Annotated in this window: 15 protein-coding genes; 7 read left to right on the top strand and 8 right to left on the bottom strand. The window is 46.8% G+C overall.

The window, feature by feature from the left end:
* Positions 1-216: 216 nt before the first annotated feature.
* From AC2VDX_RS10155 to AC2VDX_RS10120, 8 genes are all read right to left on the bottom strand, one after another.
* Positions 217-651, bottom strand: coding sequence for a hypothetical protein (locus tag AC2VDX_RS10155; protein WP_378178269.1), 435 nt, complete (start codon positions 649-651; stop codon positions 217-219).
* A 54-nt stretch (positions 652-705) separates the two neighbouring features.
* A complete protein-coding gene (locus AC2VDX_RS10150) occupies positions 706-1,263 on the bottom strand; it encodes a hypothetical protein (protein ID WP_378178266.1) in 558 nt (185 codons plus the stop codon).
* 363 nt (positions 1,264-1,626) lie between these two features.
* The gene (locus AC2VDX_RS10145; RefSeq protein WP_486928149.1) at positions 1,627-1,770 is read right to left on the bottom strand and encodes a hypothetical protein; all 144 of its coding nucleotides are present in this window, start codon (positions 1,768-1,770) and stop codon (positions 1,627-1,629) included.
* Between the two features lie 74 nt (positions 1,771-1,844).
* Entirely contained in the window at positions 1,845-2,261 is a 417-nt protein-coding gene (locus tag AC2VDX_RS10140; RefSeq protein WP_378178263.1) for a PIN domain-containing protein, read from the bottom strand.
* Positions 2,258-2,500: a hypothetical protein gene (locus AC2VDX_RS10135; RefSeq protein WP_378178260.1), complete on the bottom strand. Its 243-nt coding sequence runs from the start codon at positions 2,498-2,500 to the stop codon at positions 2,258-2,260. Before AC2VDX_RS10135 ends, AC2VDX_RS10140 begins: the two co-directional genes overlap by 4 nt.
* Before the next feature lie 206 nt (positions 2,501-2,706).
* Entirely contained in the window at positions 2,707-2,925 is a 219-nt protein-coding gene (locus AC2VDX_RS10130) for a type II toxin-antitoxin system HicB family antitoxin (protein WP_378178257.1), read from the bottom strand.
* Positions 2,922-3,146, bottom strand: a complete 225-nt coding sequence (locus tag AC2VDX_RS10125) for a type II toxin-antitoxin system HicA family toxin (RefSeq protein ID WP_378178254.1) — start codon at positions 3,144-3,146, stop codon at positions 2,922-2,924. The genes AC2VDX_RS10130 and AC2VDX_RS10125 overlap by 4 nt, the downstream gene beginning before the upstream one ends.
* Positions 3,147-3,293: 147 nt before the next feature.
* Complete coding sequence (locus AC2VDX_RS10120) at positions 3,294-3,980, bottom strand: Uma2 family endonuclease (RefSeq protein WP_378178251.1); 687 nt, start codon at positions 3,978-3,980, stop codon at positions 3,294-3,296.
* A gap of 124 nt (positions 3,981-4,104) precedes the next feature.
* Between AC2VDX_RS10120 and AC2VDX_RS10115 the strand changes: the two genes are divergently transcribed.
* The 7 genes from AC2VDX_RS10115 to AC2VDX_RS10085 all read left to right on the top strand — a co-directional run.
* The gene (locus AC2VDX_RS10115) at positions 4,105-4,782 is read left to right on the top strand and encodes a response regulator transcription factor (RefSeq protein ID WP_378178248.1); all 678 of its coding nucleotides are present in this window, start codon (positions 4,105-4,107) and stop codon (positions 4,780-4,782) included.
* Positions 4,782-6,257, top strand: a complete 1,476-nt coding sequence (locus AC2VDX_RS10110) for a sensor histidine kinase (RefSeq protein ID WP_378178272.1) — start codon at positions 4,782-4,784, stop codon at positions 6,255-6,257. Before AC2VDX_RS10115 ends, AC2VDX_RS10110 begins: the two co-directional genes overlap by 1 nt.
* Before the next feature lie 576 nt (positions 6,258-6,833).
* Positions 6,834-8,918, top strand: coding sequence for an elongation factor G (gene fusA / locus AC2VDX_RS10105; protein ID WP_378178245.1), 2,085 nt, complete (start codon positions 6,834-6,836; stop codon positions 8,916-8,918).
* Between the two features lie 201 nt (positions 8,919-9,119).
* Entirely contained in the window at positions 9,120-9,473 is a 354-nt protein-coding gene (locus AC2VDX_RS10100) for a DUF6464 family protein (protein WP_378178242.1), read from the top strand.
* Between the two features lie 466 nt (positions 9,474-9,939).
* Positions 9,940-11,943: an ATP-binding protein gene (locus AC2VDX_RS10095; RefSeq protein ID WP_378178239.1), complete on the top strand. Its 2,004-nt coding sequence runs from the start codon at positions 9,940-9,942 to the stop codon at positions 11,941-11,943.
* A 258-nt stretch (positions 11,944-12,201) separates the two neighbouring features.
* On the top strand, positions 12,202-13,698 hold the full coding sequence (locus AC2VDX_RS10090; RefSeq protein ID WP_378178236.1) for an ATP-binding protein: 1,497 nt from the start codon (positions 12,202-12,204) through the stop codon (positions 13,696-13,698).
* A partial coding sequence (locus AC2VDX_RS10085; protein WP_486928133.1) for an IS1/IS1595 family N-terminal zinc-binding domain-containing protein occupies positions 13,661-13,747 on the top strand: 87 nt, incomplete at its 3' end. The genes AC2VDX_RS10090 and AC2VDX_RS10085, both read left to right, overlap by 38 nt.

Below are 13,747 nucleotides of genomic sequence, written 5' to 3'. Positions count from 1 at the left end.
ATAATTCACATTTATTGCTGGGATTCAATCATTTAATTGCAGCAATGAATCAATTTAAACCTGGTTATGCTTCTGGATAATTTAGCTTATTTACTACTTGCTTATCCCGGAAAGTGACAGAAGAGGGCTATGCCGTAGAGATTATCGCCATGCTTGCTAAAACGGTTAAGCCCAGTCTACGATACATAGGTTTTGGAGTTTTCACCTTTTCTTCAATTATTGTTTGGACAAACTTAAAGTGCAAACTCGTTCTAACATTCTCTTGCTAGCAACACTGTCAGCCTCAACTGAAAAATATTGAGGCCAGTAGTCTATAAAAGAAGTATAGGTTCTCCAGCTTGGGTTAGTAGCCAAGTTACCACCATTGCAGGATTTGGTGTATGCACTTCTTTTTCTACCCCCAATGCTGTAGTCAAAGGCAACAACTCTTATCTTTGGCAAGTTGTCATAGTGTCCATCTTCATTGTTGAGAGTATCATCAAGCAGCATCATCTCAAACTTAATACTTTTTTCGTTTAACCTTAGTGTTTCACCACCATTGGTTTTACCAAAGTCCACCCACCGCTCTTGGTTTGTTTGAGCAAGAACAGGTGTTGAAAAGATAGATAGAGAAACAATGGCGATCGCTGTCGCAGATTTGATGAGTTGCATGATTTTATTGAACCAGATTGTTTAAGTTAATATCGTCTCTTGGCAAACTACTAGCTAGGGGTCGCAACTGGCTGGATTTTCCATACAAACTTTATATTCTCTAATCCGCTTAGCCTGATCGGATTTCTTAGATACAACGCCAAAGTGGACAATTGTATAGCCTGTATAATGCCATGTTTTGTAGTTATAGAGTTCCCCCCGATACCATCGGTTTGGGCCGCTGTCATAGACAGTTTCTACCAGGGTTGACTTTTTGAAATCATCTAAAATCTTTTGCCCCCAAAATTTTTTGATGAGATTGTCTCCACTTACAATAGCCCCTCCCTCAATTTGTCCACCTGAACTATTCACTTTTTGAAAAAGTACTCTTCCAACACACTCAGGAGAGAGATAGCATTTGGGGCGGTGGTCAATGACCTCGGCTTCAACATTGTTTTGATCATTAAAAAAAACGGACAATCGAGCAGTCCCATTTGCCATTTCAACCGAGCGATTGCGTCGAAACCACGCATCAACAGCATTGGCTGTCATGTCAGGTAAAGCTTGGGCGATACTAGAAAAACTCAAATAACTTACCAGTAAAGGAAAGGCAAATCGAAGTGCTTTATTCATGAGTAGTTCAGAAGACAAACAGATAAAGTACGAATGCTAGATGTACCTACAATCTAATCCGTATAACTATTAGTTGTATCGGATTCGCAGTCTAACACTTATGCCAATGAGGTTATGCCGCACCCACTGCTATAATACCCTGCTTAGGAATACTTTATTGGTGAATACAATCTATCACACCCAGGACTTACGCAAAATTCTCGGTAATACCCTAGCAATGGCGTAGGGTGCGTTGCAACGCACCCTACAATTAGGGTCGCTGCGTAAGTCCTGACACCAATATTTCGTAAAACTACAGAATAAAGTAGTCTAACTTCACTCTTGAAGATAGTTTGACAGCATCTAGCGATCGCAGAACCCTAACTACTTTGATAGCTGCTGCACAAATGCGGTATGTTCTGGTGCAGCCAACCCTTCGGAGCAACACAGGTTGCACTCGCCCCACATTCCCAGCCAATAGATCATCCACTGCCAACTAAAAGCCTGGAAACACTTGACTACGATCATATCGGCTATATCCTCTCTAAGCCGCTTGAGCCGTTCCAGTGCAGCGACTTGTAATGCAACGTTACTACATTTGCTTACTCGGATAGTGTTGCCAAAAATTCCTCTGGCATTATTGCCGGAACTGAAGAAGTTACAAAATCAGATGTATTTCGCGTCACAATCATTTCTAAACCTGCGACATTCGCCGCAGCACTCGTTACAGCATCCTCAAAATCTGCAATGGAACTTTGCAACGCTTGCCGAATTACTTCGTCCGTTACGCTGGCAACTTGAATTCGCTGTAATAACCTTGATAGTAGTTCCCGTGCGGCTTCACTACCAATTTGACGGCGTAAGATGTAGAAAATATTGGTGACTGCATGACCTGAAACATATCCCTGTACTTGTTCCTGCGTCACTGTATTTAATGCTTGTGCAGAAGCAATCACAAACGGTTGGCGTTGCGCTAAAACATCCAGTAATACATCGCTATCAAACAGCACCCGCTTCAACTATATTTCTCCTCTAGATAATCAACATAAGATTCTGTTGAATAATCTGTAGGTAGCTGAATAGAACCGATTAGGCTTTGAGTCCAAGGATCAAGATTAGTCATGGGTTGTATGGTTGTATTGGGTGAAATAGATGACAAGGTTTCTTTCTCAATTGATGCCAATACGGATTGAACTAAACGCCAGCGATCGCTAATTGGCAATTGCAACGCCTGTTTTTGCAATTCCTGCAACGTCATTAGCTTTGTCTCCCTTCAAGCTCTCTCTACTAATTTTAATTGTGACGGCGACTTTGAGCTGTGAATGAGCTTTTAGTTGTGTCCTTACCGCGATCACGATCGCTCTGAACAACAGAAGACTATGCTCAATTAGTCCCCGATCTGATGTTTGATGTCAAGTCCAAAACTGACTTCTCGACTAAGCTGCGTCAAAAGATTAATGATAATTAGGCAATTTGCAGCGTACTGGGTTCAGGAATGGATTCACCTTCTGCAAGCCATGCTTCCAAGTACATTTCGATCGCGTCTTCACCGTTACGAATTGCTTCCTCACGAGTTTTGCCATGAGTGCAAGGCATAACAACGCGATCGCCAAACTCTGGAATCGTGACTAGGAAAAGCTCATCTTCATCAGACCATTGAACAATCATGCTGTAACGACTCATGAATCCTCGTCCTCCCTTAATTCTTCCAGTTGAGTTAATAACTGTGTCAACTGTTTTTCTAGGTATAGTGGCACATCATCCCCATCCTTGCCTGGAATTGTGAGTGTTTTCCCGATCAGAGGATGTCGCCAACGCTCATGGCTCCCTTTGCCGCGCTTAGGCAGATAAACAAAACCTTCACGCGCAATCTGAGCTTTCAACTCTCGAATTTTCCTGGGCATGGATATTGCCTGATTCTCTACTCTATTTTCTTACTTGCTTATACTCTCAATGTGTTGTTATACAGCGCTACTGCACTCTTCACTTCCCAACTACATCCTCACCAATAACTTGAGGGGTGTAACGTTCCGGTTGACGCAAAACCCTAGCTACTGCGATCGCTGCTGCACAAATGCGGTATGTTCTGGTGCCGCCAACCCTGACTGCAACACAGCTAACACTGACCCCATATTCCCAGCCAATAGGTCATTCACTGCCAACCATAAGCCGGGAAACACTTGACTTTTAATCACCCCATCTTCATCCACTGGCAGTAAAATATACTCTCCCTCTTGTAAATAAAACCAGTCCAGTTTCTGCTCAAACACTTGCCAAACGATATATTCTCTAATTCCATTGCGACGATAGGCACGTTTTTTATCACCGAGATCGATCGCTGCACTACTCGCCGCAATCTCTGCCACCAACTCCGGTGCCCCTTCTATATAATCATCCTCACTGAGGCGCGACTGACCTCCTGCTTGTTCCTCAATCAGCAGCACTGCATCGGGTTGGGGTTCGTTGTCCAAATCTAAACGAACGGTGGGTTCAATTCCTAACTCAATACCAGGTGTTGCAACCTTATAATTACCTAGCCAACCACTCAAATTTCCGTGAGGTTGAGCATGACTTCTAAATCTCCGTGCAGCAGGCACGTAGACAACTCCTTCAATTAGTTCAGCCTTCCTGAGATGAGGCATGGCATTGTAGCGTCGCTCAAATTGGTAGCGATTCAGGCGATCGCCACTTTCGAGTGGTGGAAGGGGCAAAGGTTGTTGAGGAGGTGTTTTGACCATTGCTTTGGGTTGTGGGTTTGGGTTTCTTACCCTGCATTCTCCGATCATATTTTAGATCCCCGACTTCTCTAAGAAGTCGGGGATCTTACCTTGTTAAACTAGAGTCCGCTAGCATGAGAAACCCATGCATATTCTGTTCGTTGAAGATGAAGCGAAAATTGCTAACTTCGTCCAAGCTGGGTTGAAGGAACAGGGATTTGTTGTCGATTACTGCGACAACGGAGACGATGGTTATACTCGCGCCTTGGATAATGAGTATGACGCGCTTGTGCTTGACATTATGGTGCCGGGAAAAGATGGGTTGTCTATCCTCAAAAACCTGCGCCGGAAAGGACAAAATGTGCCGATAATTTTGCTGACTGCTCGGAATGAATTGGATGACCGAATTGAGGGTTTAAACTTGGGTGCTGACGACTATATAGCGAAACCGTTTTTCGTTGAAGAACTCGTTGCCCGTATTCATGCCGTGGTGCGTCGGAGTGCAGGCGATCGCCAAAACTTGGTTTGTGTCGGACCCATTAAGCTAGATCGCATCACGCGAGAAGCAACCTGCAATCAGCATATAGTTGAACTCACCACCCGCGAGTTTAATCTCCTAGAATATCTAATGCGATCGCCTGGACGAGTCTTTACCCGCACGCAAATCTTGGAACACATCTGGGGCTATGATTTCAATCCCAATACCAATGTGGTCGATGTGTGCGTTCAACGGATTCGCAAAAAAATTGATTCCATCGGTGGCGCGGGTTGGATTGAAAGCATTCGCGGCGTTGGATATCGATTTCGCCAAACAGAGTCTTAATAGTGAAGTTGCGTTCCTTCCGTATCCGAATTGCTCTATTGTCTGCTGTTCTTGCAGGTAGCGCCCTAGCAGGGTTTGGATTAATTTCGTGGTGGCTGATTTATGAGGCGAAGGTAAGCCGTCTGGATGCAGAACTGGAGAGTCAATTGATGCGGGCAGGTCGTCCGCGATCGCCCGATAAGCGAAGCGCTGACTTGTCAGTTCGCTGGCAGTCTTATGAAACCTCACTTGGGCAGCCATTTGGCACAAGCGCAAAAACAGCGATCGCTATGTTGGTCATCGGTGCGGATGGCAATGTGCTGTATCGTTCCGAACAATGGGCTGCCGATCTAAATATCACGAACCTCTGGACATCACGCCCCCAACTGCCGCCGTTTCCACCACCTTCCGATCGACCAACAGCCCCATTTCCAGAACGTTTGCAACCCCCGCCTGATGTACCACCGCCCACGCCTCGATTCGTCACCCAGCGCAACTCAAGCGGAACATGGCGGATTGGTGCAGCCACGACACCTTTTACTCAGGTGGCGATCGCAGTAAGTTTAAACGCGATCGCTCAAGAGATGGTCGTCATCCGCAATATCTTCTTGATTTCAATTCCAGGGGTATTGCTACTTGTAGCAGGCGGTGCGTGGGGAATTGCTGGAAGCAGTTTACATTCTATTCGACGGCTAACCACAAGTATTGGAAATGTCACCGCTAGCGGTTTGGAACAACGGGTTCCCATCGGGACAACGGATGTTGAATTTGTCGAGTTGATTCAGGTGTTCAACAAAATGTTGTCACGTTTGGAACGCAGTTTTAAGCAAGCGTCCCGCTTCAGTGGGGATGCTGCACACGAACTCAAGACTCCGCTAGCAATTTTGCAAGGAGAACTGGAACGCACCCTGCAACAAGCCGAACCTGGCTCAGAGGTGCAACAAAGCCTGAGCAATTTACTGGATGAAGTACGCCGACTGACTGGGATTGTGCGTAAACTGTTGCTGCTTTCTCTAGCAGATGCAGGACTTATGAACTTGCATCGAGTTGAGGTGGATTTGTCTAGTTTGTTAATTGAGATGTTGGAAGATATCGAACTGCTGGCACCCCATCTAGAGATTCAAACAGAAATTGCTGATGGCTTGCGCGTACAGGGCGATCGCGACTTACTCATTCAGGTCTTGCAAAACTTGATTAGCAATGCCATTAAATATAATCTCGCAAACGGCTGGATTCGGATTGATGCTTGTCGTCAGGACACAACGGTAGTAATTACTATCAGTAATTGCTCTCAAGAGATTCCTCTGGGTGAGCGAAACCGCATTTTTGACCGTTTCTATCGCGGCGATCCAGCCCGAACGCGCAAAGTAGAGGGAATTGGATTAGGACTGAGCTTGGCGCGGGAAATTGCGCGTTCGCACGGTGGCGATCTGACGCTTGATCCGACTTTATCTGCACAGACTGCATTCACTCTAACCTTACCAGTGGGGTTGTAGAAGCAGTGTTATTCTTGTACAGAGAAAGCTTTGATAACTTTATGAAAGCTAACGACACAAAGCGTGTGAATAACAACAAATAATTTGTCATCCGGCATTAGTCGTTGCCTTCACTCGGTTCTTGTTCACAATATGCCTTCAATCGCTTGCCGCTAACCGCTCCAAACGGGAAGATTCAAACAGAGCCTTGCCCCACCACAATAACTCTCAGCACTCCTACGAGAACAAGGGGGGCTAAAAAACTGCCAAGCCATACGAGAGCCGCACAACCTAGAACCGCAAGCTCGCGAACTCCGATAATCTGGCGATGTAGAGAAACGGTGAGATTGGCGCTCTTGCCGTTCTTCGGCTGCGATATCGCTGATTCAAATATGTCTAATCTCTCTGACCACTGTCACCTTGACATCCCACACTTTACAATTAGTAATGTTGCCAGAGACAGGGAAAAGGATTTCTTGATATTCCGCGTAATTGAAATCCAGCCTGCACTGGCTACGAAGGCAACATTGATTTCCTGGCTTGTAATGCTTGCAGGTGGTCGCCAACGGTTCGTTGTATTTACTCTAGAGACCAATTATGAAAGACCTCACTCGTTATCGAAACATTGGCATCTTCGCTCATGTCGATGCTGGCAAGACCACCACAACTGAAAGAATCCTGAAACTGACAGGTAAAATCCACAAAATTGGTGAGGTACACGAAGGCGCGGCGACGACAGACTTCATGGAACAGGAGCAAGAGCGCGGGATTACGATTCAGTCGGCTGCGACTACCTGTTTCTGGAACGATCACCAACTGAACATCATCGATACCCCAGGACACGTTGATTTCACCATTGAGGTCTATCGTTCCCTTAAGGTTCTTGATGGTGGCATTGGTGTTTTCTGTGGTTCAGGTGGAGTCGAACCGCAATCTGAAACCAACTGGCGCTACGCTAACGACTCCAAAGTCGCTCGCATCGTCTACATCAATAAGCTCGATCGCACGGGTGCTGATTTTTATCGAGTCGTCAAGCAAGTCGATAAAGTGCTTGCTGCCAAGCCACTGGTAATGGTGTTGCCGATTGGCGTTGAAGAACAGTTTTGCGGCGTGGTCGATCTGCTGACCCGTAAGGCATGGGTGTGGGATAACTCTGGCGATCCGATGAACTATAAGATCAAAGATGTTCCTGCCGATATGGTCGATCAGGTCGAGACCTACCGCGAACAGTTGATTGAGCTAGCGGTTGAGCAAGACGATGCTGTGATGGAACAGTATCTAGAAGGGGAAGAGCCGTCTATGGACGATCTGAAGCGTTGCATTCGCAAGGGTACCCGCGACTTGGCGTTTTTCCCGACCTACTGCGGCTCGTCGTTTAAGAATAAGGGCGTACAGTTGGTGCTGGATGCCGTGGTTGACTACCTGCCGAACCCGATGGAGGTCAAACCTCAGCCAGAGGTGGATCTGGAAGGGCATGAAACAGGCACGTTTGCGATCGTCGATCCAGAGAAACCATTGCGGGCACTCGCGTTTAAGATCATGGACGATCGCTTCGGTGCTTTAACCTTCACGCGCTTGTACTCCGGTACGTTGTCCAAGGGCGATACCGTACTTAACACCGCCACAGGTAAGACCGAACGGGTCAGCCGTTTGGTTGAGATGCATGCCAATTCTCGCGAAGAGATCGACTCAGCTCAGGCGGGTGACATTGTGGCGATCGTTGGCATGAAGAACATCCGAACCGGGCACACCATCTGCGATCCCAAGAATCCCGCAACGCTAGAGCCAATGGTCTTTCCAGAACCCGTCATTTCCATTTCGGTCAAACCGAAGCTAAAGGGGGGTGAAGAAAAGATGGTCGGTGCGCTCACTAAGATGGTGCAAGAAGACCCGTCTTTCCATATGGTGACAGATGAGGAGAGCGGCGAAACGATTCTCAAGGGGATGGGTGAGCTACATCTCGACATCAAGGTGGACATTCTGAAGCGCACCCACGGGGTGGAGGTGGAGGTGGGTAAACCACAGGTAGCCTACCGCGAGTCGATTACGAAACGCCTCGAAGACAGCTACGTCCACAAGAAGCAGTCTGGTGGTTCTGGTCAATTTGCCAAAATTGGCTATGTAATTGAGCCGGGTGAACCAGGCAGCGGTTTCCAATTTGAGTCAAAGGTGACGGGTGGCACCGTGCCGAGAGAATATTGGCCAGCGGTGGAAAAAGGCTTTGAAAGCTGCGTCGATCGCGGTGTATTGGCTGGGTTCCCCTGCATGGACTTAAAGTTCACGCTGCTTGAAGGGGGTTTCCACCCTGTAGACTCGTCGGCAATGGCGTTTGAGATTGCTGCAAAAGCCGCTTATCGGCAGTCTGTTCCTAAGGCTGCGCCTCAGTTGCTCGAACCGATCATGAATGTCGATGTATTCGCGCCAGATGATTATATGGGCGATATCATCGGCGATCTTAACCGCCGCCGGGGGATGATGAAATCTCAGGAGACAGGTCAGACGGGGGCACGCATTAAGGCAGATGTGCCTTTGAGCGAAATGTTTGGCTACATTGGCGATCTGCGTACCATGACATCTGGGCGTGGACAGTTCTCAATGTCGTTCTCGCACTACGCTCCTTGCCCCAGTAACATCGCGGAAGAGGTGATCAAGGAAGCGAAAGAGCGTCAGGCTGCGAACTAGGGCATTGGCTCCGGTGGAGCGATTCGTCGGGGTCAATAACCGATAGCAATCCTCCATCAGTCGTGAGATTTTTGCGTAGTGTGAGCGTCCTGCTTGCGTTCAGTCCCAGGCAAGATGCCCGCACTACCGATTCTCATGACTTAAATAGGATTGCTGTATATAGATGTGAATTTTCTGGCGGTTCGTCGATATTAATTTGTTATGAAGCTGAATCCTCTGCCTACAGAAGTCATTCTGAGCCATCCCCGTTCTACCGTTGGTCATTTATATCTAGACTGGCATCCCCAGCCGGGAGCATATCTGGAAGTCGAGGGTCAGACATACATGGTTTTAGAACGTAGGCATCGCTATCTACTCAGATCGGGACGTTATCAGCTTCACAAGATTGCTCTCTATGTTCAAAAGTTCGATGCCCCAGCAGAGTGCAGTCTGTTGGACGGGCGCTGGGTAATTGGAGATATCACCTGCTCATACAATGCTCGCTCTGAGTTGCTTCGATGTGCGATCAATCCCAGTGGCTCTTGCGATCGCTGTGTTGATTATCAGCCCTTTTAGAATCTCTGTTCGTCCCATTTGCGGCTTACACTAGCTTGTTGCTAATAACAATGAGCGATCGCGGTATCTTCACTAACATCTCAGGCAATTACTTTCCTTGAGAACTCTAATATTTCTTCAGCTCAGCTTCAACTCAATCGACTTGTTCCAATGGAATTAATTTTCTGATTTTGCCCATTACAACTATCTAAAAATAGAGCATATACACATTGAGCAGGTTAACTCTAGTGTCAGCGATGAACCAACTATTGAGCGATCGCCAGTTGGGAATTCAACAATAAAAAAAATAATTTTTCCCAAAGAGCCGACCCAAAAATAGCTATTTTCTTACAAATAAAACTCCATAATTTTATCAGAAAATTGATTAAGTTATATTAATAAAAAATAAATTGATGAATAACAGCCTCTCTAGTGGGAATACTAAGTTATAGGAAGTTTAAAAATCCGCACAAACGTAACAGTGGCTATGGCTAACACGACAATCGGGCTATTGGGCTACAGTATTGGAGAACAAGTTTATGCGGGAAGCCGCACTCTGGTTTATCGGGGTATCCGGAAATCAGACAGGCAACCAGTTGTGATAAAACTACTGCGAAATGAGTTTCCTCGCTTCAACGAACTCATTCACTTCCGCAACCAGTACATCATTGGTAAAAACCTAGATTTTCCTGGTATCGTCAAGACCTATAGCCTGGAGAGCTACTATAACCGCTACGCTCTGATTCTGGAAGATTTTGGCGGCATTTCCTTGTGTAGCTACCTCACTTCTGTAGCAGAAGCAAGCAAGCAAGGCGCAGAAATGTCTGGCTTGCCGATACCCTTATTTCTCTCCATAGCTGTTCAAATTGCCCATACCCTTGACGGACTCTGCCGCCACCGCGTCATCCACAAAGATATCAAACCCGCCAATATTGTCATTAACCCTACCAGCAAGGAGGTAAAACTGATTGACTTCAGCATAGCCTCCTTGCTGCCACGAGAAACCCAAGAAATTCAAAATCCCAATGTCCTCGAAGGCACTTTACCCTATATCTCTCCCGAACAAACAGGGCGGATGAATCGGGGGATTGATTACCGCACGGATTTCTACTCTTTAGGGGTTACTTTCTACGAAATGCTAACGGGACAGTTGCCCTTCCAAACGGATGACCCGATGGACTTAGTACACTGTCACCTTGCCAAGCAGCCTATCCCAGTCCATCACCTCAACAAGGGCGTTCCGTCAGTACTGTCGTTCATAGTTAGCAAACTGATGGCGAAGAATGCGGAAGACCGCTATCAAAGTGCGCTGGGACTCAAGTACGATCTGGAAAATTGTTTGCAGCAGTGGAAAGAGACAGGTGAAATAGCTAAATTTGACTTGGCAACACGAGATTTATGCGATCGCTTCATCATTCCCGAAAAATTATACGGTAGAGAAAGCGAAGTATTCTCCCTGCTGGCAGCATTCGAGCGCGTGAGTGCAGGTAGTACGGAAATGATGCTCGTTGCTGGTTTTTCCGGCATTGGCAAAACTGCTGTTGTCAACGAAGTTCACAAACCAATTGTGAGACAGCGAGGCTACTTTATTAAAGGCAAGTTCGACCAATTTCAGCGCAACCTTCCTTTCAGTGCTTTTGTACAAGCTTTTCGAGACTTAATGGGTCAATTGCTATCGGAAAGTGACGCTAAAGTTGAGCAGTGGAAAACTCAAATTTTGGCAGCTTTGGGCGAAAATGCTCAAGTTGTTGTTGACGTGATTCCAGAACTAGAGCGGATTATCGGACATCAGCCCCCAGCACCAGAACTTTCTGGGAGTGCCGCCCAAAATCGATTTAATCGCTTATTTGCGAACTTCATCTCTGTCTTTACAACCGAAGAACATCCCCTCGTCATCTTCTTAGACGACTTGCAATGGGCTGATTCAGCCTCATTGAACTTGATTCAACTCCTGACGAGCGATCGCGATCGCCCCTATCTCTTTTTAATGGGAGCGTATCGAGATAACGAAGTCAGTCCGGTACACCCTTTGATGCTGACATTATCCGACATTCAAAAAGCCGGAGCAACGGTAAACACTATTACCCTACCTCCGCTCGCTCAAGCAGACCTAAATTGTTTAGTTTCCGATACTCTAGCTTGTTCTACAGCGTTGGCTCTGCCTTTGACAGAACTCGTTTATCAAAAAACCCAAGGCAATCCATTTTTCAGCACACAATTCCTGAAATCTTTGCAGGTCGATGGGCTAATTGAATTTAATTTTGAAGCTCGGTATTGGCAGTGCGCTATTGCCACAGTGCGAACCTTGGCACTGACGGATGATGTGGTGGAGTTCATGGCGCTTCAGTTGCGAAAGTTGCCACCACAGACGCAGGAAGTTTTGAAGTTAGCTGCCTGCATTGGCAACCAGTTTGATTTAGCAACGTTAGGAATTGTTAGTGAAAAATCGCCAATAGAAACAGCAAATGTTCTGTGGAAAGCGCTACAATAAGGGCTAATTTTACCCGTTAGCGAAGTTTATAAATTTTACCTGGGAGAAGGGAATGGGGAATTAGCCATCGGTCAGAAAGACTCCGACCCATTACCAACCTACAAATTTTTACACGATCGCGTTCAACAAGCCGCTTACTCCTTAATTGCCGCCAGCCAAAAACAGGCAACTCACCTGAAAATCGGGCAACTCCTGCTCCAAAATACCCCGATTCAAGAACGGGACGAGCGGATTTTTGCCATTGTCAACCAATTGAATATGGGATGGGAATTAATTTCTCAACCAGCGGAAATCGAAGAACTAGCGCGGTTGAACTTGACAGCAGGACGGAAAGCAAAAGCATCTACAGCCTATGCTGCGGCGGTGAAGTACCTGAGTACGGCGATAAATTTGCTCTCAGGCGATTCTTCGGGGGAGACACTTAGCGATCGCTGGCAGACTCAGTACGATTTGACCCTAGAAATCGTTGTGGAAGCGGCAGAGGCGGAATATCTCAACACAAATTTCCCCGCCGCCAGTAGCTTAGTGGAAATGGTGTTGCAGCACGGGAAAACACTGCTCGATCGCATCCCGGCTTACGAGATCGAGATGCAAATTCACGTAGCCCAATATAAATTTAACGATGCTACTGACACGGGATTACAAGCATTGGAACTGCTGGGCTACCCCGTCAACCTGAGCGAACAAGACTTTTTAGTGGAACTGCCCGCTCTAGAAGAGCTGGAAGACTACCCCCTAATGACCGATCCGACCCAACGGGCAGCCATGCGGATTCTTCAAGCCAGTTTGGCTTCCATTTTCGCTGGCAGACCGCAAATTCTGCTACCAGTAGTCCTGACGCAATTGAAACTGTGTATTGAAGGCGGTAACTCCCCGCTGGCATCGAGTGCTTATGCCTGGTACGGCATGCTTCTATGCGGTGCTCTGGGCAACATTGATACGGGATATCAGGCAGGGCGACTGGCACTGCAACTGCTTGACGCTAGAGAACACAAAGCCGTTACTTACAATATGTTCTATTCCTTCATCCAGCACTGGAAGGAGCCTGTACGAGAAAGCCTATCTCCTCTAGCCGAGGGCGTACAGAGCGGTCTGGAAAGCGGAAACAACGAATATGCTGGCTACTGTGCCATCAACTATTGCTTCTACAATTTTCTGGTGGGAGAAAACCTGGAAACCGTTAAACAAGACCAGGTAAAATACCGTGACTTACTGTTGAAGTTAAAACAGGAACACTCCCTCTGTTTGTCTCAGATATGGCATCAACTGTTGTTGAATCTGTTGGGGAAGGCAGCAAATCCACTCGAGTTAATTGGTGAGAGTTTTGATGAATCCGTGATGTTGCCTCACCTAATAGCCGAGAACAACTACTACGCCCTGTTTATCGCCTATTTGGCAAAGACGATGCTGTTCTATGTGTTGGAAGAGTCCAATCGAGCAGTTGATAGTGCCGCCAATGCAGCCAAATACTCTAGCGCAGGCGCAGGTGCGGAGTATTTCGTCACTCTGCACTTATACCAATCCCTGGCACTGCTGGCGAACTATGCCAACGTCAGTTTGTCAGAGCGATCGCATTACCTAAGTCAGGTTGCCGCTAACCAGGAAAAAATGCAGCTTTGGATGCAGCACGCTCCGATGAACTACGAGCATAAATATCATCTAGTAGAAGCAGAAAAAGGGCGTTGCATAATAAAGTATGAATTCAAGGTGCTTAGCCATGCAATGTCCTCGTTGTGGTTCTACTCATACCCGTAAGAATGGTGTGAAGCAAGGTAAGCAAAATCACATCTGTGCGGAATGTGGT

It is taken from the genome of Coleofasciculus sp. H7-1, assembly GCF_057473865.1.
This window is presented reverse-complemented; position numbering and strand designations above follow the sequence as displayed.

Bases quoted from the DNA above. Each gene is read 5' to 3' on its own strand.
- AC2VDX_RS10155 (WP_378178269.1), bottom strand. From the start codon at position 651: ATGCAACTCATCAAATCTGCGACAGCGATCGCCATTGTTTCTCTATCT.
- AC2VDX_RS10150 (WP_378178266.1), bottom strand. From the start codon at position 1,263: ATGAATAAAGCACTTCGATTTGCCTTTCCTTTACTGGTAAGTTATTTG.
- AC2VDX_RS10145 (WP_486928149.1), bottom strand. From the start codon at position 1,770: ATGATCGTAGTCAAGTGTTTCCAGGCTTTTAGTTGGCAGTGGATGATC.
- AC2VDX_RS10135 (WP_378178260.1), bottom strand. From the start codon at position 2,500: ATGACGTTGCAGGAATTGCAAAAACAGGCGTTGCAATTGCCAATTAGC.
- AC2VDX_RS10130 (WP_378178257.1), bottom strand. From the start codon at position 2,925: ATGAGTCGTTACAGCATGATTGTTCAATGGTCTGATGAAGATGAGCTT.
- AC2VDX_RS10125 (WP_378178254.1), bottom strand. From the start codon at position 3,146: ATGCCCAGGAAAATTCGAGAGTTGAAAGCTCAGATTGCGCGTGAAGGT.
- AC2VDX_RS10120 (WP_378178251.1), bottom strand. From the start codon at position 3,980: ATGGTCAAAACACCTCCTCAACAACCTTTGCCCCTTCCACCACTCGAA.
- AC2VDX_RS10115 (WP_378178248.1), top strand. From the start codon at position 4,105: ATGCATATTCTGTTCGTTGAAGATGAAGCGAAAATTGCTAACTTCGTC.
- fusA (WP_378178245.1), top strand. From the start codon at position 6,834: ATGAAAGACCTCACTCGTTATCGAAACATTGGCATCTTCGCTCATGTC.
- AC2VDX_RS10100 (WP_378178242.1), top strand. From the start codon at position 9,120: ATGAAGCTGAATCCTCTGCCTACAGAAGTCATTCTGAGCCATCCCCGT.
- AC2VDX_RS10095 (WP_378178239.1), top strand. From the start codon at position 9,940: ATGGCTAACACGACAATCGGGCTATTGGGCTACAGTATTGGAGAACAA.
- AC2VDX_RS10090 (WP_378178236.1), top strand. From the start codon at position 12,202: ATGGGATGGGAATTAATTTCTCAACCAGCGGAAATCGAAGAACTAGCG.